The organism is Sinorhizobium alkalisoli (genome assembly GCF_008932245.1).
Lineage (GTDB): Bacteria > Pseudomonadota > Alphaproteobacteria > Rhizobiales > Rhizobiaceae > Sinorhizobium > Sinorhizobium alkalisoli.
In genome coordinates, this window is record NZ_CP034909.1 from 3,159,141 (window position 1) to 3,181,945 (window position 22,805).

19 protein-coding genes are annotated in these 22,805 nt (G+C 61.2%); 9 read left to right on the forward strand and 10 right to left on the reverse strand.

From position 1 onward, the window contains the following. Positions 1-159 precede the first annotated feature (159 nt). Positions 160-1,086 carry a BstA C-terminal domain-containing protein gene (locus tag EKH55_RS15195; RefSeq protein WP_151611744.1) on the reverse strand — a complete coding sequence of 309 codons (927 nt, stop codon included), beginning with the start codon at positions 1,084-1,086 and terminating at the stop codon, positions 160-162. Positions 1,087-1,670: 584 nt separating this feature from the next. Between EKH55_RS15195 and EKH55_RS15200 the strand changes: the two genes are divergently transcribed. Then, positions 1,671-2,117: a type I restriction enzyme endonuclease domain-containing protein gene (locus EKH55_RS15200; protein ID WP_246231739.1), complete on the forward strand. Its 447-nt coding sequence runs from the start codon at positions 1,671-1,673 to the stop codon at positions 2,115-2,117. Between the two features lie 83 nt (positions 2,118-2,200). Here EKH55_RS15200 and EKH55_RS15205 read toward each other — a convergent pair whose 3' ends face one another. The 6 genes from EKH55_RS15205 to hsdR form a co-directional block, all read right to left on the reverse strand. Continuing rightward, positions 2,201-2,734, reverse strand: coding sequence for a hypothetical protein (locus EKH55_RS15205; protein ID WP_151611746.1), 534 nt, complete (start codon positions 2,732-2,734; stop codon positions 2,201-2,203). 2 nt (positions 2,735-2,736) lie between these two features. Continuing rightward, on the reverse strand, positions 2,737-4,134 hold the full coding sequence (locus tag EKH55_RS15210; protein WP_151611747.1) for an HD domain-containing protein: 1,398 nt from the start codon (positions 4,132-4,134) through the stop codon (positions 2,737-2,739). A 324-nt stretch (positions 4,135-4,458) separates the two neighbouring features. Then, on the reverse strand, positions 4,459-5,733 hold the full coding sequence (locus EKH55_RS15215; protein WP_151611748.1) for a hypothetical protein: 1,275 nt from the start codon (positions 5,731-5,733) through the stop codon (positions 4,459-4,461). Next, positions 5,730-7,448 (reverse strand): restriction endonuclease subunit S, encoded by a 1,719-nt coding sequence (locus tag EKH55_RS15220; RefSeq protein WP_151611749.1) that lies wholly within the window; start codon positions 7,446-7,448, stop codon positions 5,730-5,732. The genes EKH55_RS15215 and EKH55_RS15220 overlap by 4 nt, the downstream gene beginning before the upstream one ends. Next, positions 7,445-8,899 (reverse strand): type I restriction-modification system subunit M, encoded by a 1,455-nt coding sequence (locus EKH55_RS15225; RefSeq protein WP_151611750.1) that lies wholly within the window; start codon positions 8,897-8,899, stop codon positions 7,445-7,447. Before EKH55_RS15225 ends, EKH55_RS15220 begins: the two co-directional genes overlap by 4 nt. 53 nt (positions 8,900-8,952) lie before the next feature. Then, positions 8,953-11,397, reverse strand: coding sequence for an EcoAI/FtnUII family type I restriction enzme subunit R (hsdR, locus tag EKH55_RS15230; RefSeq protein WP_151611751.1), 2,445 nt, complete (start codon positions 11,395-11,397; stop codon positions 8,953-8,955). A gap of 254 nt (positions 11,398-11,651) precedes the next feature. Here hsdR and EKH55_RS15235 point away from each other — a divergent pair, with 254 nt between their 5' ends. Next, positions 11,652-13,274 (forward strand): ABC-F family ATP-binding cassette domain-containing protein, encoded by a 1,623-nt coding sequence (locus EKH55_RS15235; RefSeq protein WP_151611752.1) that lies wholly within the window; start codon positions 11,652-11,654, stop codon positions 13,272-13,274. A 63-nt stretch (positions 13,275-13,337) separates the two neighbouring features. Here EKH55_RS15235 and EKH55_RS15240 read toward each other — a convergent pair whose 3' ends face one another. After that, complete coding sequence (locus tag EKH55_RS15240; protein WP_151611753.1) at positions 13,338-14,123, reverse strand: DUF429 domain-containing protein; 786 nt, start codon at positions 14,121-14,123, stop codon at positions 13,338-13,340. A 67-nt stretch (positions 14,124-14,190) separates the two neighbouring features. After that, the gene (locus EKH55_RS15245) at positions 14,191-14,691 is read right to left on the reverse strand and encodes a hypothetical protein (protein ID WP_151611754.1); all 501 of its coding nucleotides are present in this window, start codon (positions 14,689-14,691) and stop codon (positions 14,191-14,193) included. 236 nt (positions 14,692-14,927) lie between these two features. Here EKH55_RS15245 and EKH55_RS29450 point away from each other — a divergent pair, with 236 nt between their 5' ends. The 7 genes from EKH55_RS29450 (at position 14,928) to EKH55_RS15275 (ending at position 22,120) form a co-directional block, all read left to right on the forward strand. Then, entirely contained in the window at positions 14,928-15,083 is a 156-nt protein-coding gene (locus tag EKH55_RS29450) for a hypothetical protein (protein WP_165614717.1), read from the forward strand. Positions 15,084-15,203: 120 nt separating this feature from the next. Then, the gene (locus EKH55_RS15250) at positions 15,204-15,425 is read left to right on the forward strand and encodes a KTSC domain-containing protein (protein WP_069458773.1); all 222 of its coding nucleotides are present in this window, start codon (positions 15,204-15,206) and stop codon (positions 15,423-15,425) included. Between the two features lie 312 nt (positions 15,426-15,737). Then, positions 15,738-17,564, forward strand: coding sequence for a translational GTPase TypA (gene typA / locus EKH55_RS15255; RefSeq protein ID WP_069458774.1), 1,827 nt, complete (start codon positions 15,738-15,740; stop codon positions 17,562-17,564). 271 nt (positions 17,565-17,835) lie between these two features. Then, positions 17,836-19,011 carry a dual-specificity RNA methyltransferase RlmN gene (rlmN, locus tag EKH55_RS15260; RefSeq protein ID WP_165614719.1) on the forward strand — a complete coding sequence of 392 codons (1,176 nt, stop codon included), beginning with the start codon at positions 17,836-17,838 and terminating at the stop codon, positions 19,009-19,011. A 221-nt stretch (positions 19,012-19,232) separates the two neighbouring features. Continuing rightward, positions 19,233-20,186, forward strand: coding sequence for an ABC transporter substrate-binding protein (locus tag EKH55_RS15265; protein WP_069458776.1), 954 nt, complete (start codon positions 19,233-19,235; stop codon positions 20,184-20,186). Positions 20,187-20,450: 264 nt separating this feature from the next. Further along, positions 20,451-21,329, forward strand: coding sequence for an ABC transporter permease (locus EKH55_RS15270; protein WP_151611997.1), 879 nt, complete (start codon positions 20,451-20,453; stop codon positions 21,327-21,329). Then, complete coding sequence (locus EKH55_RS15275) at positions 21,326-22,120, forward strand: ABC transporter ATP-binding protein (protein ID WP_151611755.1); 795 nt, start codon at positions 21,326-21,328, stop codon at positions 22,118-22,120. Before EKH55_RS15270 ends, EKH55_RS15275 begins: the two co-directional genes overlap by 4 nt. A gap of 36 nt (positions 22,121-22,156) precedes the next feature. Here the strand turns inward: EKH55_RS15275 and EKH55_RS15280 are convergent, their stop codons facing one another. Then, positions 22,157-22,798 (reverse strand): LysE family translocator, encoded by a 642-nt coding sequence (locus EKH55_RS15280; RefSeq protein WP_151611756.1) that lies wholly within the window; start codon positions 22,796-22,798, stop codon positions 22,157-22,159. Positions 22,799-22,805 lie beyond the last annotated feature (7 nt).

The window sequence follows — 22,805 nt, forward strand, 5'->3', positions numbered from 1 at the left end:
TCGGGTTAGCCCTCGGCCGTTTTTTGTTATCCCCAGGCTTTCCCGTGTATTCGCGGGACTTCGTTGGCGCACGACCGGCAAACGACCAGCCTTGGGAAAGCAAGAAAAGCGGCCTCTCCCTGACCAGGACAGAGGCCGCCTTACTCTATTTGACTTAACCTAGATCGGCTTAACGATTTGCGCGGACTGCTTGTTCAGCGCCTGAATGGCAATCTGAGCAGCGCTTCCACCGATCATACCCTCACCCACCTTCTTCGCGATATACGCCGGAAGATGTTTTGGCAGATACGTCGTCCGCACCCATTTGCGGAACTCACCCAAAGCATCATCCGGATAGCAGAATGGCGATTGCGGGTTGGACATCGCCTGAGGGAAATAGTCCGGATAATTGTGCTCGTATTTCATGCGCATTCCGTAGACTGCGTCCAAATTGTTACCCGTCCAGAATTTTCCCCAATGCAGCCCCACGCTGATGTCAGGAATGAATTTATCGCCGAGGTCGGCGCCTTCGCGGATCAGGGTTACCATCAGGTCGGCAATTTCCTTGAACACGCTGAAGTAGCCGGCCGGGACTGTATTGTATGCCAGCGACACGCGATCATGGAATTTCTGCCACGCCAAATTCGCCAACGGCTGCGGGCTGTAGCCCACCTGCTGGTAGATGAAGGCGCTGAAGCCGGCGCCCGCAAGAACCCTGTAGCTGTTGAGAGCATGATCTTTTGCGGCGCTGTTTGCTTCGAAGGCATAGTATTCCAATACCGCCATGCACACGCTGTCCGGAACGCGGTGATGGATCGTTCCGTCTTTAACAGCTGCAATGAAGGCGACACTGTCATCCGCGCCCCGGGCGCGCATAATCTCGCGAATGCGCTGCTCGCGAGGTTTCAGCGGAACATCCTGCCACTGCGCAGTCATGCGAACGATCATCGAGTGATCTACGCCGCACATGCGGGCTAGGCCACGCAAGGTAAGAAATGGCGTGCCATTTTTCAGCACGCCCATGCCGATCCCATCAATCTCCTTCTCGGCGACGATCTCGAGATCGAAAGAAATCTGGGCGGTGCTTGTACTAACGCTTTTTGACATAAAGTGTAACCTTTTCAGAACGTTGAGGTGGTGCTTTCAGCCACCCAGTTGGCGTTCCTCAAGGCAAACTCGTCATAAATCGCTTGACTAAACGACTCAGCGTCGCCACATAAGTCTCGTGATCACAACAAGCTGCCCCAAGGGCGGTGTTATTGGCCCGGTCGATGTTGGCGCATCGCCGGGCCGCTGCTTTTTGATCTAGCTTTCGGCTAAATCCATATCCAGATAGGTTCATCAGGCGCCTTGAACAAGGGTACCGCTTACAAACGCTTGGGAAATTTCCCTTTAAGTTCAATCATCCCGATTCACGCATTCTATATATAGCGTTTTTCGATTTACTTATCTTTAACGAATGCAAAATTTTTCGTAGAGGGCGGAGTTATCCCCCCAATGCACAGGCGCTAGCTTAGCTAGCGAGAAGCCATATCGAACGCGGCCGGCCCATCCGCCGCTTCCCTGATCCCTTTGAACGACGCATGACGTAGTTCCCGTCATCCGTCCAGGCGCGACGAGCACCGGCCTCGTGAAGATTGCACCCTTGCGCCTTCTGAATTGCGAGATCAAGAGCCGATCGCAATCCAAACGTGGTCCAGTCCAAGGCATTCTCCAAGCGGCTGGAGGAGGCGGTGGCTCGCTACCACGCCAATGCGATCTCCACCGTCGAGATGATCCAGGAACTAATCGCGCTTGCGAAGGAGATGCAGGTGGCGGCGGCGAGAGGCGAAGAATTGGGCCTCTCACAGGTGGAGATCGCCTTCTATGATGCGCTTGCAGCCAATGATAGCGCCGTGCAGGCCATGGGCAGCGAGCAGCACCGCGTAATCGCCCATGAGCTCGTCGAGCGGATGCGCAAGTCGGTGACCGTCGACTGGCAACATAAGGCGAGCGCTCGCGCCAAGATGCGTGTGCTAGTGAAGCGCATCCTGAAGAAGTTCGGTTATCCGCCCGATCTGGAGCAGGAAGCCGTGCAAACCGTGCTGGCGCAGGCGGAGGTGTTGCTACGGGAAATAGCCATAGAAAACGTAGTATAAGGTCGCCGGCATGAACATCAGACAGTGGCTGACGAAAAAGGCCAACGGGTATGACACGCTGCAGGTTCAGTAAATGCGAACTCTTACAGAGTCGCGATGTCCGGCAAAGCGTTGTCGGACGCCGTGCGCAGTCGCGCGTATAGCTCCTTTGCCTTTTCCAAGCGGTCGTCGGCAGCTTTGTCGGGCTTACGCCGCGCCGTTTCGGCCCATGGTTGCGGCTTACCTTCCTGCGCCAAATAGGCTGCCGTGGCAGCCAACTCTAACAGGACAGCATCCGAACGCGCTGCCTCCTTCGCCAATCCAATTCGGCCGGTCTGCGCGGACGGCTCGACAGACTGAACAGTGTAAACGGAATACGTTCCGCCCCACGAGGCTTGTTGCTGACGCTCCGAAATCAGATCGAACGCCGCGGCAAGCTCGGCCGTATCAGCCAAATCCTCGCTGAAAGGCCCATAGTGCTTGTATCCGAACCGAAACCGGTTTTCGAAACCGGCCAAGGTCAGCAGATAAGCTGTCTTCTGCAATTTAGTGCGGCCGACGATTTCGCCACCAGCATCCCCTATCACCTGAGCAACAGGAATTAGCCGGTCCCGCAAGCTCTTGGGCAATGCAGACATGTTCACGCTCCCTTGATTGTGTTGGATACGGCCTCCGAAACAAACTGACGGGCCTCATCGTCGCCTTCCGCCACATAGGCGCGAAAGGCACGAAAGACGCCCGTGGCTGCCACAGCGGAAGACCGGTCCCTGATGTCCACCAGTTTGTCCCCCTCCCGAATCCAGATTTGATTTATAGGCCCCTCCTCCTCGATTGGCTTGTATGGCTTGCGCGAGGCTGAATCGAGGAGGATGCGTCCCGAGCGATCAGCCTGTTTGAGCCATTCGTCTATGTTCTCGGTCACTTGTTCCTGCATTCTGAGAAAGACGCGATCATCGTATTTGCCAGACTGATCCGCGATCGCCGAAATGATAGATGGGCCGAGGTCGATTGCCTTGAACAATCTGCGCGTCTGAAGTCTGGCCGAAAACTCCTTCACGAGAGGATCGTCCGACTGACGCAGCAGCGGCAGCGCACCGAGGACCACCGAATCATCAAGGTCGGCGAGCACTGCAGGATTCTCAGGTTCTCTGAAAAGTTTGGTTAACGGATGGTTTTCCGGAAGCCCGGTGGTTAATGCTGCGCCATCGGCGGTGAGGCTCGCCACCCTCAGCAACATTGTCTGGAAGAGCTTTTCAGCGCCGCGGGTGGTCTTATGGAGATAGACCGTTGGGTACATCTGAAAGAGGCTTGTAACGAAGCCTTCCGCCGCATAGATCGCTTTCGGACCTAGGACGAAGGTCTGCCGCCGGACGCCGGCGCCGTCCGGCGGCAATTCACCTATTTCGAGGTTCGCGATCAGCCAATCGAAATCGATGCCGGCCAGCTGCGTGCCCGACATTAATCGGTCTCGGCGAACATAGTCGAGGCGGTCGGCATCGAACTGGCTCGACACCACCGAACGGTAGACTGTGGCGGGGCCGCCACGGACAATATCGGCGACCATGTCGGCGAACCCGTCGTAATAGCCGTTCAGAATGGCTCCGATCGCGCCGTTCTCGGTCGCTCGGATCAATGCTTCGCTGTGATCTTCGTGTTCTCCGACAAGCTTCCAGCCCAGTTGCTTGCCCACCGTCTCAAAAGCATGGCTGAATGGGCCGTGGCCCACGTCGTGAACCAGTGCCGCAGCAAGTGCCGCTTCTGCCTTGATGCGTTCCTCAGGTTTGTCGGGCACGTACCGGCGCACGATGCGCATAAGCTGCCGGGCTGTGTGGAAAACGCCGAGCGAATGAATGAAACGAGAGTGCGTCGCGCCCGGATAGACTACGTCACTGAACCCAAGCTGGCGAATCCGGCGCAATCTTTGGAACGGCGCAGTCTTGACTACTCGCCACAGCATCCGCTCGAAAGGATCACCCTCATCGAATTCGATTAGGTTGTGAAGCGGGTCGCGGACCCTCTGGCGCTTCGGATCAGACATGAAATCGTTCTATATTTGTTCCGATATGGACGCAACGAAAAACTGATTCGGCCAAAATCGGCCAATTATAGTTGATCCTTACGCCAGATACGGATCGAACTCTATGTTGGCACGCATTCGTCCACAGCGACCTTGCTAGCGCGCCACTCACCTCGCCACCTCGGCCTCTCGCTTCAATTTCGGGGATCGATTGCTTCTTCGCCAAACTCAAGCAATGGCGCGCCGCATCGCCACCCGCCGACCTGTTGACATTCGGACATCTCCTTGGGGGCAGGGTCGCCGATGTCGCGCTTGGACCGCGTTCGGCGTCTCGCGCCTCGTTACTCAAAGTTCGCTATCATCCGCTCGGTTAGACCAACTCCCGCCAGCTGCCACCTTCAGCCCATCTGGCTGATAGCCAGTCTCCTCGAACTCCTTCTGCAAATCGCCGGCAGCCAGCCGGGCCGCAGTCCAATTTTCCTCGTTTAAGTGTTCCTCAATCTTCGGATGGACAGCGAGGCTGATGTCTAAGTCCGACATTCGGACGAATCCGTCGGTGGCCTTCGCAAGCTTATCAGCCTCCGTACTGGCACTGCGGTAGGCGCGGTAGAACGGCTCATAGTAAGCGCGCCAAATCACGGGCGTTTCTGGCAGTTCCATCCCCCTGCCGTTTTCAGGTTCCGGATCGCGCCAGTAAAACTGGATGGTGTCATTTCTAAAAGAGGTGATGCAACCAATGTGAAGCTGGCATCTGGCTCCGCCAACGCTCACCAGCCTTTGAGCCTGCGCTTTAGCTTTTCTCTTTTCCTCCTCACCAGGCGCCGATGCCCTTCCCTTGCACTCAAAGGCATGCCAAGCCCCGTTGAACCTGGACTGCGCCACCATATCCGGCCTTGAGCGTCCAGATAGCAGCCCTGGTCTCAGCCAGTTCCTGAACACATCGAGGTGGACCGTCCAAGGAGCATCGAGGAGGCTCGCGGCAAAGAGTTTGCAGAGGACAAGGCCCAGGAAATAATTGACGGCCCCCTTCTCAGTAGGGTCCATTCGTTTGAAGAGATCGGTTCGGATGATCTTATGACCACTCGGCCCTCTCTGCTGAAGTGACATGCGCAGCATTGACCAGCGGAACCGCGCCTCGTGTAGGGAGGCGTCACCATGACGAAATACGTGAAATGTGTTGGGGCGACCGACCGTTATCGCCGCCCACAATATTTCGTCCCAATTGGTAGGTAGCCTGTAGCCACCATCGGTCAGGACCGCCGGGGGAAAGTCCTCGTTCTCGTAGTCAATGAAAAGAACGTGTGGAGCGAGAATAGAATACCAAGCCAAAAAGGCGCGCAACGCCGCTTCGCTTTCTATTTCCGCTCGCCGCGCGACGGCAGAATTCAGTGATTTTAGCAGCCCATTGAGATTGTCGTTCCTGGCGTGTCCAATATAGGTCACGCCTTCCAACGGTCTCATCGGCGGTAGAAACCAAATTCGCGTCACCGATGCCCTTCGATCCAGAGCGAGCACGCGACCTTTGGGCGTCTGGAAGCCAAGGACATACTGAACGTCTTTGATCGGTGAACCGAACCACCCGATCAAAATCTGCTCGGCGGCAGTGCTTGATAGTGTCACTCCGCCGCCTCTCTGCTTTCAAGGGCGGACGACGTCACAGCCTCGGCCAGCAGTGCGTCGAGCAGCTTGCGGCGCGTCTCGTCGGCGGTTATCAGGCTCGCCTCCAACTGGCCGCAGAGGGCCATGAGTTCATCAACCTTGGCGACGATTCGGTGTTGTTCAGCGAGCGGTGGGAGGGGAACAACGAACTGCGTAATATCAGTCAGGCGAAAGCTGTTCTTGATACCACGTTGCGGCTCATTGAATTGTTGCTGAGCGAATGGGGAGCGAAACAGTTCTGCGAGATAGCGACCTTTCATTTGCGGTGCAGGGCGAACCATTGCGGTGTGCTGGTTGATGTATGCTTCACCGAAGCCCTCCGGTATCAGCCCCAGCATACCAACGTCACCGGTGATCGAAATTAGAATGTCTCCCGCTTCAAGACGGGTTCGGGTGCCTTCCCCATCACCGGGAGGCTTGACGCGCTGAATTTGGTCAAGCCGAAGGCGATAGTGATCCTTTGAAAGATTGCCCATGCGGACGAAGATTGCGCCCTCACTTGAATAGTACTTTGCCCAATCCCGCGAACCACTTGTTACCAGCTGAGTTAAGTCACCAAGTCGGGCCCAAGCCCAGTGGTACGGAAGCTCGAACGACATATCAGCATCCGAAAGAGATGGCAGTTCCCTCTCTTTCCGAATTTCGCCCGACTTTACCAGCCGCGCCTTCTCGCGCGCGATCCGCTTCAACAAATCCTCCGCTGGCTCATCCTTCGGGTCCTGCGGCACGAGCTTGCCGCGGACCGCGAGGTTGAGGATGGCTTGGCGCAGTTGCTTGATCTGGTCCGGCCGCGCCGTGAGGGCCGGCAAGGTCCCCAACGCGAAACGGGCGTCGTCGCGGAATGTCTCGGGATCGGGGCTGTCGAGGCGGGCAAGGCTTGCCGCCGCCAACCGATCCCGCGTCGCCTCCCGCGCCGTCCGCGCCGCCTCCAGCTGGTCGCAGAGTTCCATCAGTTCATCGACCTTTGCGACGATGCGGTGTTGTTCGGAGAGTGGTGGGAGGGGGAACGGCAGAACTGCAAAATCGGCGTCATTTATTGCCGGATATGCTAGGCCCCGCTGGGTCTCCTCCACGCACTCCACCATGAACGGACTACGAAGAACAATCCAAATATAGCGCGGGGCAACGAGCCCGTGTCCATTGAGAACCGCAAAGGCCGTGCTGGCTATCGGCTTTGGCACAAATTCTGTGTCAATTATCGCGACATTCAACAGGTACGGACGAACACATGAATAGAGCACGTCTCCCTGCATAACTAGCTTGCGAGCTCGGCCTGGGGCCTCGCTGGGCTGTAATACTTTTGGGTCTGCGACTACCCCTGCTTCCTTATTGATTGCGGTAACGTCAATGTAGGTGAAGGCGGCCTCTGGAACCTCTTGTCCACGATCACTGGTAATCTCGCGGATACGCGCCCAGCGCCAGGATTGAGGCAATTCGAAAGGAGATTTTTCGACTGGAGGCAGGGCTTTTGGCTTTCGTATCTCGCCCGCTTTCACCAAGCGCGCCTTCTCAGCCGCAATCCGCTTCAACAACTCCGAGGCTGGCTCATCTGCAGAATCCTGCGGCACCAGCTTGCCGCGCACCGCCAAATCTAGAATGAACCGGCGGAGCCTTATAATCGCATCCGACGCATCGGCAGTCTTTTCGTAATGCTGCAACAGGCGCTCGGCGTTCATCGGGACAGCGCCTCCGCCAGAATGGACTTCAGCTGGTCGCGCAGCCGTGCCGCATCCGTTTCGGCTGCCATGAGATCGGCGAGCAGAACTTCGGGATCACCATGATCATCCGCCACCGTGTGCGGGTTCTTGACGTCCAGGTTGTAGCCCCGCGCCTTCACTTCATCCAAACTGATGCGCCAGGCCTGCGGACGTTCCTGCCTGCCCTTGCGCTCCTTGCCGCCCCACCAGTCGACGCAATCCTGCAGATGCTCCTGCCGGATCGGCTTGGTCATGGAATATGCCTTCTGCCCTTCCGGCACGCGGTGTTCCCAGAACCAGACGTCCCTGGTCGGGGTGCCCTTTTCGAAAAAGAGCAGGTTGGTGCCGATCGAGGCATAGGGCTTGAAGACCGAGTTCGGCAGACGGACGATGGTGTGGACGTTACATTCCTCCAGCAGATGTTCCTTGAGCCGCGTCTTGACGCCCTCTCCGAAGAGGGAGCCATCCGGCAGGACGACGGCGGCGCGACCGCCGGGCTTCAACAGACGCACGATAAGCGCGAGGAATAGGTCTGCCGTTTCCTTGGTGCGGAAGGTCGGAAAGTTGTTCTCGATGCCGTCTTCCTCGCGGCCGCCGAAGGGCGGATTGGTAAGGATGATGTCGACCCGCTCATCCTTCCCCCAGGAGATCAGCGGCCGGGCCAGCGTGTTGTCATGGCGCACAAAGCTCGGGTCCTCGACACCGTGCAGCAGCATGTTGGTGACGCAAAGCATATGCGGCAGCGGCTTCTTTTCCACCGCTCGCAAACTGGCCTGCATCTTCTCCCTCTGTTCGGGCGTCCGCACATGGTTCTTTTCCATATGGCGGATGGCGCAGGTGAGAAAGCCGCCGGTACCGCAGGCGGGATCAAACAAGACTTCGCCCGGCTCCGGATCGATGCGGTCGACCATGAAGGATGTCAGTGCACGAGGCGTGTAGTATTCCCCGGCGTTGCCGGCAGACTGAAGGTCGTTGAGGATTTGTTCGTAGATTTCCCCGAAATGCTGGCGCTTGGTCAGACTGTTGAAATCGATGTCACTGATCTTGTTGACCACCTGGCGGATCAACTGGCCCGATTTCATGTAGTTGTAGGCGTCTTCAAACAGGTCGCGCACGACGCGGCGGCGATCACCTGGCTGCGCCGAGACCGGCAAAGCCTTCAGCGTCGGGAAGAGCTCGTTGTTGACGAAGGCAAGCAGCGCCTCGCCCGTGATGCCTTCCGGATCAGCAGCCCAATTACTCCACTGGAATCTCACCGGGATCGGTGAGACGTAATTGTCGCGGGTCAGCTCCAGTTCCTGGTCCTGATCATCCATGATCTTGAGGAAGAACATCCAGCAGAGCTGGCTGATGCGCTGGGCATCGCCATCGACACCAGCATCCTGACGCATGATGTCCTGGATGGATTTGACGGTATTGCGGACTGACATGTGCACTGCTCTATCTGGTAAGGACGACACGGGGACTGCGGGAGGTACTAGCCTCACGAGGCATCGTCGTAAATCGCGTTCTGCATCTCATGGACGGCCCGCTCAAAGCTGGCCTTACCACCGAAGGCGCGGACGAGCTCAACCGGCGTGCCAAGCGTGTTCGCCGGCGGTATGCGCAGAACATTGGTATCGTCGAGGTTTAAGACACCTTCGTCGGCATATTTGGAGAGCAGTACGTCGAGCACCGCCCGCGCCTTGCCTTCATATCGACTGAAGACATCCCGCTTCTTGACGTTGTCGGCCCGCTCCTGGCGCGTCAGGGGCTTGCGGTTGAAGGCGATGTGGCAGACGAGATCGAAAGGATCGAGGTCGACGCCGAGCTCCTTGGCGATGACATCGAGCGGCAGGCCTTCCGCCGCCAGCTCTTTAACGAGTGCATCCTTGCGCTCCTCCGACTTCCAGCGCCTCAAGAAATCGTCAAGGCTGGCGAAATGTTTCAGCAGGGCGGCCTTGGTGTAGTCACGCAGGCTTTCGGTGACCAGCTTGCCGTTGGCGTCCAGATATTCGACGCGCTCGGCGACAATACGGGCACCGACGCCATCGACATAGACCTTCTTCTGTGGCTCGCCACTGCCGGGCGGAAACGTCACCTCCTCACCACCGGTGACCGGTGGATCGGCCGTGTATTCGTCCTGGGCCCCTTCCTCGAGACCTGTCGTATCGGTATCCGGCGGAGTGATCGGATCGGCCTCGCCCGGTTCGTAGATCTGGACAGGATCGCCATCGAATTCGGGATCGGCGAAATGGTTGGTCGCGCCGCGGAAATCCATCAGTGTGAAATAGAACTTCTGCGTATCCTCATGGACTCGCGTGCCGCGGCCGACGATCTGTTTGAACTCTGTCATCGAGCCGACTTGGCGATCCAGCACGATGAGCCGGCAGGTTTGGGCATCCACGCCGGTGGACAGCAGGCGCGATGTCGTGACGATGACGGGATAGCGCGATTCCGGATCGATAAAATTGCCGATCTGCGCCTGCCCAGTTGCATCGCTTCCCGTGATGCGCATGACGTAGCGGGCATTTTCGTCGCAGAGGTCCTTGTTCTCATTGATGAGCGCCTGGCGCATGCGGGCGGCATGTTCTTCATCCACGCAGAACACTATGGTTTTCTGAAAGCGGTCACCGCTCTCCTTGAGAAATGCCGTGACCTTGGCTGCGACCAGCTTTGTGCGCTCGTCTAAGACCAGTGCGCGATCAAAGTCCTTGGTGTTATAGATGCGATCCTCGACCTCTTCGCCGTCGCGGTCGAGCTGGCCCTTTTCCGGCCGGTAGCCTTCCACGTCGCGATCGATATGGACCTTAATGACCTTGTAGGGGGCAAGAAAGCCGTCGCTGATGCCCTGCTTCAGGGAATAGGTGAAGGCCGGCTCACCGAAGTAGGCCGTGTTGGAAACATACTCCGTCTCCTTCGGAGTCGCCGTCAGGCCGATCTGCGTTGCCGAAGAGAAGTACTCGAGAATTTCGCGCCAGGCGGAATCTTCCGCTGCACTACCGCGATGGCATTCGTCGATGACGATGAGATCGAAGAAGTCTGGCGAAAACTCGCGGTACAGCTTTTGCCGCTCCTCCGGACCGGTAATCGCCTGATAGAGCCCGAGGTAGATTTCGAACGCAGTGTCGATCCGGCGCTTCCTGTCCAGCGCGAGCTTCAGATCGACCTCGGTGCCGTCCGTGCGTTCGATCGTCTTCGACTTGGTGGAAAGCTTCGCCATCGCGCCGCCAAAGGGGCGGAAGTCGTTGACCATGGTCTGGTCGATCAAGACGTTTCGGTCAGCGAGGAACAGGATGCGCTTCTTGCGGCCGGCCTTCCATAGACGCCAGATGATCTGAAACGCCGTATAAGTCTTGCCCGTCCCCGTCGCCATGACGAGCAGGACGCGATCTCGCCCCTTGGCAATCGCCTCGATCGCCGCATTGATGGCGTTCACCTGATAATAGCGCGGGGCCTTGCCGCTGCCGTCGTCATAATAGTCCTGCAGCACCAACGCTTCGGCCGAACTGTCCAACCCTTTCCATGCACTGTACAGCCGCCACAGTTCCTCCGGTGACGGAAACCGGTCCAGGCGGAGATTTTCCTCCTTCAGGTAACGCTGACCAGTGCGATCGTGGAAGACAAAGCCGTCGCCGTTTGAGGAGAAGACGAATGGAATTGCCAGCGTTTCCGCATAGTCCAGCCCCTGTTGCAGACCATCGCCAACGGCGTGGTTGTTGTCCTTGGCCTCGATGAGGGCAATCGGGATGTTGGGCTTGTAGTAAAGGACGAAATCCGCCTTCTTTGCCGTGCCCCGTGCCACCAGTTTGCCGCGGACGGTGATGCGCCCCTTGGTGAAGAACACCTCCTCACGAACCTGCAACATCGTGTCCCAACCGGCGTGCTTGACCGCCGGCAAGATGAACTTCGTGCAGATATCGCGTTCCGTCAAAGAGCGCTTGTCCATCGAGATGTCGTTCCCCGCCTTCCCCGTCGATCCTTCCCAATGAATAGCGTTCCGCCTGCTGTTGCAACCCTGAGACAAGGACGGAAGGTTGAGATGTCACTTGGGACGGAAAGGAACTGGCCGTCAGAGTAGCGGTCGGCCATGTATCCGAAGAACTCGACCAGCCTCGATGGCAACAGAACACGCCGGCCTGCGTGACAGCCGCCCCCGTCCATGCCATAGGGGTGCCCGCAACCAACCAGGCCGTCTTTCCCATGATCCGCATCGATAATATCAGCAAGTCCAACAGTCACCGCATTCTCTATATCGAAGCCTCGGCGGCGTTGAACCGGGGCGAGAAGATTGGTCTCGTCGGCCCGAACGGGGCGGGAAAGACGACGCTTTTTCGGATGATCACCGGCGAGGAACTGCCTGACGAGGGACAGGTCTCGGTCGAGAAGGGCATGACGATCGGCTATTTCGATCAGGACGTCGGCGAGATGGGCGGACGGTCGGCCGTCGCCGAGGTGATGGAGGGGGCGGGACCGGTGAGCGCTATCGCGGCGGAGCTGCGTTCGCTCGAGGCGGCGATGTCGGATCCGGACCGCATGGATGACATGGATCAGATCATCGAGCGCTATGGCGAGGTGCAGGCGCGCTACGAGGAGCTCGATGGCTATGCGCTGGAGGGACGTGCCCGCGAGGCTCTGGCGGGCTTGAGCTTCAGCCAGGAGATGATGGACGGCGATGTCGCCAAGCTGTCGGGCGGCTGGAAGATGCGCGTGGCGCTCGCCCGCATCCTCCTGATGCGCCCGGACGTCATGCTGCTCGACGAGCCGAGCAACCATCTCGATCTCGAAAGCCTGATCTGGCTGGAAGAATTCCTGAAAACCTATGACGGCGCGCTGTTGATGACGTCCCATGACCGCGAGTTCATGAACCGGATCGTCACCAAGATCATCGAGATCGATGGGGGTACGCTCACGACCTATTCCGGCGATTACGGCTTCTATGAAGAACAGCGGGCGCTCGCCGAGCGGCAGCAGCAGGCGCAGTTCGAGCGCCAGCAGGCGATGCTCGCCAAGGAGATCAAGTTCATCGAGCGCTTCAAGGCCCGCGCCTCGCACGCCTCGCAGGTTCAAAGCCGGGTGAAGAAGCTCGAGAAGATCGACCGCGTCGAGCCGCCGCGCCGGCGCCAGACCGTCGCCTTCGACTTCCTGCCGGCGCCGCGCTCCGGCGAAGACGTCGTCAACCTCAGGAGCGTCCACAAGGCCTATGGCAGCCGGACGATCTATGACGGGCTCGACTTCATGGTGCGCCGGCGCGAACGCTGGTGCATCATGGGCATCAACGGCGCCGGCAAGTCGACACTCTTGAAGCTCGTCACCGGCACCACCACGCCGGACAAGGGCAGCGTGTCGCTCGGCGCCAGCGTCAAGCTCGGCTATTTCGCCCAGCACTCCATGGACCTGCTCGACGGCGACAGCACCATACTGCAATGGCTGGAGGAACGCTTTCCGAAGGCCGGCCAGGCGCCGCTCCGGGCGCTTTCCGGCTGTTTCGGCTTTTCCGGCGATGACGTCGAGAAGCGGTGCCGGGTGCTCTCCGGCGGCGAGAAGGCGCGGCTGGTGATGGCCGCGATGCTGTTCGACCCGCCGAACTTCCTCGTCCTCGACGAGCCGACCAACCACCTCGATCTCGATACGAAGGAAATGCTGATCAAGGCGCTCTCGGCCTATGAGGGCACCATGCTGTTCGTCTCGCACGACCGCCGTTTCCTGTCGGCGCTCTCCAATCGGGTGCTGGAGCTCACACCGGAGGGCATCCAGCAATATGGCGGCAGCTATGCCGAATATGTCGAGCGCACCGGACAGGAGGCGCCGGGCCTGCGCGGATAGCTTCGCGCGTGGGCTGAAAGCCTGCGCGCGTTCTCTCGACAATCATAGGAGAGGCAGTTGCGTCTACCGTGCGGCTCGGGCCAAGGGCCGGCTGCACGTTTGAGCCGCCCTGCTCTCCGCCAGAGCCCGCCTCGCCCAATCTGCCCAGAGCTCCGCCGGCGGCAGCCAGATCCAGCCGCCGGCCTCGTCGCCCACGGCCTCGGCCTTGCCGGCCGCGGCACAGGCCGCCGTCAACAGGCAGATCCAGGCGGCCCGCCTTTCATGGTCGCGCTCGTCGGTCACCCTCTCGAGCACGCGCTCGTCGTTCCAGCCGATGAACTTCAGCAGCTCCGCGAACACACCGCTCTCAAGCGCGTGATCGTAGAGCCAGTCGAACTTCTTGCGCTTCGCCGCCTTCGACAGGGCAAAGCGCTCGTCCGCGATGAGAACGCCGAGAAAGGCATTCGGAAAGGCCTCGATGATCGCCGCGCCGGGAATCACGGATGGGCCGACCGGCGCTGCGGCGGCGAGGTGGGCGACCTGCGCGGCCGTCTCGGCGGCGGCTTTTCTTAAAAGCCGGCCGTAGCCGTGGTGGCTGAGGCCGGGTTTGCAGCGCGTCTGGAAGGCGCCGCGGATGAAGAGGCGCTCGCAGAGGCGGGCGAGGTCGTCGGGGGCGCCCGGCGGCGTCAGCGGGCCGTCGATGGCGATCACCGAAAATGTCGTCGCGGGCGGGATCTTCTGCTTACGGCGCTCCCAGTCCGTGTAAGTCTTCGCGGCGTCCACCGCGCCGGCAAGGCTCCAGGCGATGCCGGTGGTCGGCCGCGATTGCGAAAAGCCGACGTCGATGCCGAGCAGGCTGTCGAAGCTCATGTCTTTCCCTCGCCTATCCGTGTCGCGGCGGTAGGCGCGCATGGGGTGGCGCAGCCGTTACCGCTTATCACGCACCCGCATTCTCCCGCAGCCACCGTTCCAAGGCCGCGATCACCGCCAGCCGCAGGCTCGCATTCCAATTGAGCGCGCGGGCGAGCGCCCGCCCGTCGGAGGCAAAACCGATCTCGTTCATCACGTCTTCCGGGGTGATTTTCCGTCGCGCCATGGTCGCCCGGATTTCCCGGATCGCCGCGGGAAGCAGGTAGCGGCCGCTGGCGATCGGCGCATGGTCCGCTCGTGCGCCCTCCGAGCGCGATCCGGCCGCGGCCGCGCTTTCGGGAAGGGCGCCGGTGGTGCCGAGCCAGGCGAGGAAGGCGTCGCGTTCGCCGTCCGTCGCCTTCGTCCAGGAATTCTTGAGTTTTTCCAGCCGGCTTCGCTCCGGCTTCAGCCCGGCAAGCACGAGCGCCTTGCGGAGCGATGAAACCTTGCCGGCGAGGAGCGCGTCGTGAACGTCCGGAAACTCGGCCTTCAGCCGCCTGAGGTCGTCGTCGTCACGCTTCTTCGCCATTCTCGCCTTCCGATCGGGATATTTGGGGCACGCCCTATCCTGGCGCGCCAAAGCCGCTGTAGCATTTGGACGGCTGCATGTCTTTGTTCTTGGGGGCATGGGGGGTTCTTGCATCGGGATCGATGAGGAGACATGAGGGGCGGCCCAAGTTCTGCCCCTCAAGCTCTGCACAAGTCAGCCTGCCTAGGATCGCGTCCGATGAGCCGCAATGGGCGCGGCCGAGAAGGAGACGATGGATGTCCAACGACGTGGAACAGTATAGCGACCCGCAGGAAGCGATGATCGCCCAGTTCCTCATGATCAATGATGGCGACGACCTGACGGATATCCTCGTTGCCGCACTCGAAGACGCCTTCCGGATCCTCGACGAAGAATTCCAGACGCTGCATTGAGCGCCCGGGAGGCGGGCGCTCGGCCGACAAGGCAACGCCGGGCTGGCCGCCATCTGTATAAGGCAGTGCGATTGTTATAGAATGGAAAGCGACTTCTGGACACCAATCGGGAGGACGCTGATGCCTATAGTCAAATCATCCGCGGTCCTGGACTCTTCCGCCATCCACGACGTCGCCTATGACGTGCGGACTCGCACCTTGACCATCTGGCTCCTCGGCAATCGCCGCCCTTATCACTACCTGGGTGTGCCGCTGGAGGTTTACGAGGAACTGGTGCATGCGGAATCTGCCGGCCACTTTTTCAACGAGCACATCCGCCACCATTACAAATACATGCATTGAGGGCCCGGCGTCGCAGCGCTTCGTGTTGCGGATCTGACCGGCATCGGCGTCTTCCCGTATGCCCGTGTGACGGTATGCCAATCATCCAGCGCGTGCGGCACGCGCCTTCCATGAGGCCGATCCGCAGCGTCCCGGCTGAGCCGCGGCGCATGGCGCTCAATCCGGCGGCCATTGCATGAGCGCGACGCTTTGCGCAGTCCTGCCCTGCGAGCCGGCCCCCTTTCGCGATCGCAAAAAAACCTGTATGAGCCCGGCAACTGAAAAGCGGTGCCCGCCTTGTCGCGCGTGCCTGAGATACTTCCGAGAGAAAAAATGAGCATTCGCAACATCGCGATCATCGCGCACGTCGACCATGGAAAGACCACGCTCGTCGACGAACTCCTGAAACAGTCGGGCTCGTTCCGCGAGAACCAGCGCGTCGCCGAACGCGTGATGGATTCCAACGATCTCGAAAAGGAACGCGGCATCACCATCCTCGCCAAGGCGACCTCGGTCGAGTGGAAGGGCACGCGCATCAATATCGTCGACACCCCCGGCCACGCCGACTTCGGCGGCGAGGTCGAGCGCATCCTGTCGATGGTGGACGGTGCCATCGTGCTGGTCGATGCCTCCGAGGGCCCGATGCCGCAGACGAAGTTCGTGGTTGGCAAGGCCTTGAAGGTCGGCCTGAAGCCGATCGTCGCGATCAACAAGATCGACCGTCCGGACGGCCGCCACGAGGAAGTCATCAACGAAGTCTTCGACCTCTTCGCGGCGCTCGATGCGACCGACGAGCAGCTCGATTTCCCGATCCTCTACGGTTCGGGGCGTGACGGCTGGATGAACGTCAATCCCGAAGGTCCGAAGGACCAGGGAATGGCGCCGCTGCTCGATCTGGTCCTGAACCATGTTCCCGAGCCGACCGTGGCGGAAGGGCCGTTCCGGATGATCGGCACGATCCTCGAGGCCAATCCCTTCCTCGGCCGCATCATCACCGGCCGCGTCCACTCCGGTTCCGTCAAGCCGAACCAGGCGGTCAAGGTCCTCGGCCAGGATGGCAAGCTGCTCGAAACCGGCCGCATTTCGAAGATCCTCGCCTTCCGCGGCATCGAGCGCCAGCCGATCGAGGAAGCCCATGCCGGCGACATCGTCGCCATCGCCGGCCTCACCAAGGGCACCGTCGCCGACACCTTCTGCGATCCTTCCGTGGCCGAGGCGCTGACCGCCCAGCCGATCGATCCGCCGACCGTCACCATGTCCTTCATCGTCAACGATTCGCCGCTCGCCGGCACCGAGGGCGACAAGGTGACCTCGCGCGTCATCCGCGACCGCCTGTTCAAGGAAGCGGAGGGCAATGTCGCCCTGAAGATCGAAGAGTCGTCGGAAAAGGACTCCTTCTTCGTCTCCGGCCGCGGCGAACTGCAGCTCGCGGTGCTGATCGAGACGATGCGCCGCGAAGGCTTCGAGCTCGCCGTTTCGCGTCCGCGCGTCGTCATGCACAAGGACGAGAGCGGCCAATTGCTGGAGCCGGTCGAGGAAGTCGTCATCGACGTCGACGAGGAATATTCCGGCGTCGTCGTGCAGAAGATGTCGGAGCGCAAGGCCGAGATGGTCGAGCTTCGTCCGTCCGGCGGCAACCGCGTCCGCCTCGTCTTCTTCGCCCCGACCCGTGGCCTGATCGGCTACCAGTCGGAGCTTTTGACCGACACCCGCGGCACGGCGATCATGAACCGCCTGTTCCACGACTATCAGCCCTACAAGGGCGAGATCGGCGGCCGCGTCAACGGCGTGCTGCTTTCGAACGAAGCCGGCGAGGCGGTCGCCTATGCGCTCTTCAACCTCGAAGACCGCGGCCCGATGGTGATCGAGCCCGGCGAGAAGGTCTATGAGGGCATGATCATCGGCATTCACACCCGCGACAACGACCTCGAGGTCAATGTCTTGAAGGGCAAGAAGCTCACCAACATGCGCGCCGCCGGCAAGGACGAGGCCGTGCGGCTGACGCCGCCGATCAAGATGACGCTGGAGCGGGCGCTCTCCTGGATCCAGGACGACGAACTGGTGGAAGTGACGCCGAAGTCGATCCGGCTCCGCAAGCTGCATCTCGACCCGCACGAGCGCAAGCGCTTCGAAAAGGCCCGCACCGCCGGCGCGGCGTAAGGATCGGACGAAGGGGCGCGGCAGCCGCCCCTTCAGCCGTGAAAGCCTGCTCATGGTGACTCGCGGCCGAAAGAATGCTAAAGCGCCTCGCAAATTCGGAGCCCCGCGCCTCTTGAGCGCGCATTGAGGCTCGCCAGATTTCAACTTGCGCATCGGGGCTGGAACCGGGATCGTTCCCGGACGGCCCTTGGCTTTACGACAGGACATCACGCGCATGCCGGCCACGGAGACCTTGAACAGGGACAGCGTCAAGACGCCTGAAGTCGGCGCCATGCCACGGACGGAGAAGCCGTCGCTGATCGGCATCTCGCGCGAGGACATGGCGAAGGCGCTAACCGAGAAGGGCGTGCCGGAACGGCAGGTCAAGATGCGGGTGAGCCAGCTCTGGCACTGGCTCTATGTGCGCGGCGTCTCCGACTTCGACCAGATGTCGAATGTCTCCAAGGACATGCGCGAAATGCTGAAAGAGCATTTCACCATCGCGAGGCCGGAGATCGTCGAGGAGCAGGTTTCGGGTGACGGCACGCGCAAATGGCTTTTACGCTTCCCGCCGCGCGGCGCCGGTCGGCCGGTAGAGATCGAAACCGTCTATATTCCCGAGGAAGGCCGCGGCACGCTCTGCATATCGAGCCAGGTCGGGTGCACGCTCACCTGCTCCTTCTGTCACACCGGCACGCAGAAGCTGGTGCGCAACCTGACGGCCGAGGAAATCCTCTCGCAGCTGCTGCTTGCCCGCGACCGGCTCGGCGATTTCCCGGAGCGCGACACGCCGCAGGGCGCGATCGTGCCGGCCGAGGGCCGCAAGATCACCAATATCGTCATGATGGGCATGGGCGAGCCGCTCTATAATTTCGACCACGTCAAGACGGCGCTGCTGATCGCCTCGGATGGCGACGGCCTGTCGCTGTCGAAGCGCCGCATCACGCTCTCGACCTCCGGCATCGTGCCGGAAATCTACCGCACCGGCGAGGAGATCGGCGTCATGCTCGCGATCTCGCTGCATGCCGTCAACGACGAGCTGCGCGACATGCTGGTGCCGATCAACAAGAAATATCCGCTGAAGCAGCTGATGGAGGCCTGCCGCGCCTATCCGGGGCTCTCCAACGCCCGCCGCATCACCTTCGAATATGTGATGCTGAAGGACGTCAATGACAGCCTGGAAGACGCCAAGGAGCTGGTGAAGCTCCTGAAGGGCATTCCGGCGAAGATCAATCTCATCCCCTTCAATCCCTGGCCGGGCACCAATTACCAGTGCTCGGACTGGGAGCAGATCGAGAAATTCGCCGACTTCATCAACCAGGCCGGCTACGCCTCGCCGATCCGCACCCCGCGCGGCCGCGACATCCTCGCCGCCTGCGGCCAGCTCAAGTCGGAATCCGAGCGCATGCGCAAGGTCGACCGCCTTGCCTTCGAGGCGATGATGATCGCCAATCACGGCGAGGATTGAGTGGCGGTGCCAGGCAGCGATTGCCGGCGCCTTTCCACGGAACAGAAGCGACGAGCCGAACCCGTCTGAGGCGAATGCGGATGAATGGGTGTACAATCAAGAAGTTTGATGGGTGAAGCTGTTTCCGTCGATTGATCCGGTCCTTCCGCTCTCCTAAGAAACGGCCCAGGTCATCTGAGCGGGACGCATTCAAGGCCGCTCGAAAAACAGGAGGACCCCCCATGCGTTCACTTCTCATCGCGCTTGCCGCCACCGTCGCGCTCACGCTGCCGGCGCGCGCCGAGGACGTGACGGTCGCCGTGACGGCGATCGTCGAGCATCCGGCGCTCGATGCCGCCCGCGACGGCGTCAAGGATGCGCTTGCCGCCGCCGGCTACAAGGAAGGCGAGAACCTGAAATTCGTCTACGAGTCGGCGCAGGGCAATCCCGCGACCGCCGCGCAGATCGCCCGGCAGTTCGCCGGCGATGCGCCGGACGTGATCGTGCCGATCTCGACGCCGTCCGCCCAGGCCGTCGTCTCCTCGATCCGCGACATTCCGGTGGTCTTCACGGCCGTCACCGACCCGCTCGGCGCCCAGCTCGTCAAGGACATGGACAAGCCCGGCGGCAACGTCACCGGCCTTTCCGACATGTCGCCGGTCGCCGAGCATGTGGCGCTGATCAAGGAGATCCTGCCCGAGGCCAAGTCGATCGGCTTTCTCTACAATTCCGGTGAAGCCAATTCGGTCTCGCTGCTGGAGGTCCTGAAGGAAGAGGCCGAAAAGGCCGGTCTTAGCGTGGTCGAATCCGCCGCGACCAAGTCGGCCGAGGTCCAGGGCGCCGCCCGCGCCCTCGTCGGCCGCGCCGACGTGATCTATGTTCCGACCGACAACACGATCGTCTCCGCGCTCGAGGGCGCCGTGGCGGTCGCCGAGGAAAGCAAGCTGCCGCTCTTCACCGCGGACACGGATTCCGTTTCCCGCGGGGCGATCGCGGCCCTCGGCTTCAACTACTACGACGTCGGCAAGCAGACGGGTGAGGTGGTCGTGCGTGTCCTCAAGGGCGAAAACCCCGGCGATATCCCGGTCAGGGTCGCGGCCGGCACGGACCTGGTGGTCAACAAGAGTGCCGCCGAGAAGATGGGCGTCGCCCTGCCGGAAAGCGTACTTTCCCGCGCGACCCGCGTGATCGAGTAACGGCGGCCGGAACTGTGGCGCCGTGTCGATGTTTCGGCGTGGATCCTCGGGTCAAGCCCGAGGATGACGACGGGAGGGCGCTTCCCAATCGTCGCCGGCGGTGGAGTTGCGGCTACTTCTCCACTTCGTCATCCTCGGGCTTGACCCGAGGATCCATGCCTGAGCGACACCACAGTTAGAAACGGTCACCGGCTTTAACCTGTGCAGCGTTCATATGATGAAGTTCCGCGTCTCGCGGAGCGCCGAATGAGAGGACTACCGGCCTTGAGCCAAATCGCTTTCTGGGGAGCCGTGGAACTGGGGCTCGTCTATGCCTTCATCGCCGTCGGCGTCTTCCTGGCCTTCCGGGTGCTCGACTTTCCCGACCTGACCGTCGACGGCTCGTTTCCGCTCGGCGCGGCGGTGACGGCGGTGCTGATCATCGCCGGCGTCAATCCGTGGCTCGCCGCGGCCGTCGCCATGGCCGCCGGGGCTGCCGCCGGCCTCGTCACGGCGCACCTCAATGTACGTTTCCGCATCCTCAACCTCTTGGCCTCGATCCTGACAATGATCGGGCTCTTCTCGGTCAATCTGCGCATTATGGGCCGGCCGAATGTCGCGCTGATCAATGCCGACACCATGCTTTCGCCCTTCTATGGCCTGGGTCTCAGGGATTTCTACGTGCGGCCGTTCTTCGTCGGCATGCTGGTCGTCGTCGCGGTCGTCCTCGTCTGGCGCTTCCTCGAAAGCGATGCGGGGCTGGCGATGCGCGCGACCGGCGCCAATGCCCGCATGGCGCGGGCGCAAGGGGTCGAGACGAGCCGGCAGATCTATCTCGGCATGGCGCTTTCCAACGCGCTCGTCGCGCTCGGCGGGGCGCTCTTTGCCCAGACCAACGGCTTTGCCGACGTGACCTCCGGCGTCGGCACCATCGTCGTCGGGCTCGCGGCGGTCATCATCGGCGAGACGCTGCTCGGCGCCCGCGGCATCCTGATCGCGCTTATCGGCTGCGTCTTCGGCTCGATCCTCTATCGCATCGCCATCCAGCTCGCGCTTTCGAGCGATGTGCTCGGCCTCAGGGCATCCGACCTCAATTTCGTCACCGCCGCTCTCGTTACCGTGGCCCTGATCCTGCCCCGCCTGCGCCGCGGAGGTGTCGCATGATCAATTTCAAGGACATCCGGGTCGTTTTCGGCAAGGGCACGCCGCTCGAGAAGCAGGCGCTGAACGGCGTCAGCCTGACGATCGACGAAGGCTCCTTTGTCACCGTGATCGGCTCGAACGGCGCCGGCAAATCCACCCTGCTCGGCGTGCTCGCCGGCGATGTGATAGCGAGCGCCGGCAAGGTGACGATCGGCGACACGGACGTGACGCGCAAGGGAACGGCGGCGCGTGCCGGTCTCGTCGCCCGCGTCTTCCAGGACCCGCTCGCCGGCAGTTGCGGCGCGCTGTCGATCGAGGAGAACCTGGCGCTTGCCGCCCGGCGCGGCGAAAGCCGCGGGTTGACGCCGGCGCTTGGGATCAAGCGCCGCGCGCATTTCCGCGAGCGCATTGCCGAGCTCGGCCTCGGGCTCGAAGGCCGCATGGGCGACCGCATGGACCTGCTTTCCGGCGGTCAGCGGCAGGCCGTCTCGCTGGTGATGGCGACGCTTGCCGGCTCGAAGGTGCTGCTGCTCGACGAGCACACCGCCGCGCTCGATCCCGGCATGGCGGAGTTCATCATGAACCTCACGCAGAAATTCGTCACCGAGCGCAGGCTGACGACGCTGATGGTCACCCATTCGATGCGCCAGGCGCTCGATTTCGGCCACCGCACGATCATGCTGCACGGCGGCGAGATCGTGCTCGACGTAGCGGGCGACAGCCGCAAGACGCTGGAGGTCGAGGACCTCATCGCCATGTTCCGCCGCATCCGCGGCCAGACGCTCGACGATGATGCACTGCTGATCGGGTGAGTCGAACTCCGACGATCAGTCGCTACCGCCGCAGGCTCACCGCGCTTGCGTCAGAAAAATCTTCACCGCGAAGGCCGAGAACACCCCGGCGAAGCTGTAATCCATCGCCCGCATGACACGTCGGTTGCGCTGCAGCCACGCGGCAAGCCAGTCGGCGGCGAGCACGACCATCGCGTTGACCGGCATGCCGATGACGATGAAGAAGAAGCCGAGGAACAAGAGCTTGCCGGTCACCGCCGGATCGCCGGCACTGACGAATTGCGGCAGGAAGGTCATGAAGAAGATCACGACCTTCGGGTTGAGGATGTTCACCGAAAAGCCCGTCGCGATGTTGGAGAGTGCCGAGCCCTTCGCTTCCGTCACCTTCGCCACCGAAAGGCTCGAGCCGTAGCGGATCGCCTGGATCGCGAGCCAAAGGAGATAGGCAGCACCCCCGGTCTTCAAAACCAGGAACGCCGTCGGCGACGCTGTGATCAGCGCCGAGATGCCGAAGGCGACGAGCAGCGTGTGGACGACGATGCCAAGCCCGGTGCCGAGCACCACGAACAGCGCCGCCTTCTTGCCCTGGGCCAGCGCCCGGCTGATCGAGAGCGTCATGTCCGGTCCGGGTGTGGCCGCCAGGAGCAGGCTCGCGGCAGCAAAGGCAAGGAGCGTCGGCAGGCTGGGCACGAAATCCATGGCTGTT

What these genes read in the sequence shown, in the direction of transcription:
- EKH55_RS15235 (WP_151611752.1), top strand. Translation starts at nt 11,652, where the DNA reads ATGATCCGCATCGATAATATCAGCAAGTCCAACAGTCACCGCATTCTC.
- EKH55_RS15280 (WP_151611756.1), bottom strand. Translation starts at nt 22,798, where the DNA reads ATGGATTTCGTGCCCAGCCTGCCGACGCTCCTTGCCTTTGCTGCCGCG.
- EKH55_RS15275 (WP_151611755.1), top strand. Translation starts at nt 21,326, where the DNA reads ATGATCAATTTCAAGGACATCCGGGTCGTTTTCGGCAAGGGCACGCCG.
- rlmN (WP_165614719.1), top strand. Translation starts at nt 17,836, where the DNA reads ATGCCACGGACGGAGAAGCCGTCGCTGATCGGCATCTCGCGCGAGGAC.
- EKH55_RS15245 (WP_151611754.1), bottom strand. Translation starts at nt 14,691, where the DNA reads ATGGCGAAGAAGCGTGACGACGACGACCTCAGGCGGCTGAAGGCCGAG.
- EKH55_RS15205 (WP_151611746.1), bottom strand. Translation starts at nt 2,734, where the DNA reads ATGTCTGCATTGCCCAAGAGCTTGCGGGACCGGCTAATTCCTGTTGCT.
- EKH55_RS15195 (WP_151611744.1), bottom strand. Translation starts at nt 1,086, where the DNA reads ATGTCAAAAAGCGTTAGTACAAGCACCGCCCAGATTTCTTTCGATCTC.
- hsdR (WP_151611751.1), bottom strand. Translation starts at nt 11,397, where the DNA reads ATGGACAAGCGCTCTTTGACGGAACGCGATATCTGCACGAAGTTCATC.
- typA (WP_069458774.1), top strand. Translation starts at nt 15,738, where the DNA reads ATGAGCATTCGCAACATCGCGATCATCGCGCACGTCGACCATGGAAAG.
- EKH55_RS15225 (WP_151611750.1), bottom strand. Translation starts at nt 8,899, where the DNA reads ATGTCAGTCCGCAATACCGTCAAATCCATCCAGGACATCATGCGTCAG.
- EKH55_RS15250 (WP_069458773.1), top strand. Translation starts at nt 15,204, where the DNA reads ATGCCTATAGTCAAATCATCCGCGGTCCTGGACTCTTCCGCCATCCAC.
- EKH55_RS29450 (WP_165614717.1), top strand. Translation starts at nt 14,928, where the DNA reads ATGTCCAACGACGTGGAACAGTATAGCGACCCGCAGGAAGCGATGATC.
- EKH55_RS15240 (WP_151611753.1), bottom strand. Translation starts at nt 14,123, where the DNA reads ATGAGCTTCGACAGCCTGCTCGGCATCGACGTCGGCTTTTCGCAATCG.
- EKH55_RS15210 (WP_151611747.1), bottom strand. Translation starts at nt 4,134, where the DNA reads ATGTCTGATCCGAAGCGCCAGAGGGTCCGCGACCCGCTTCACAACCTA.
- EKH55_RS15265 (WP_069458776.1), top strand. Translation starts at nt 19,233, where the DNA reads ATGCGTTCACTTCTCATCGCGCTTGCCGCCACCGTCGCGCTCACGCTG.
- EKH55_RS15220 (WP_151611749.1), bottom strand. Translation starts at nt 7,448, where the DNA reads ATGAACGCCGAGCGCCTGTTGCAGCATTACGAAAAGACTGCCGATGCG.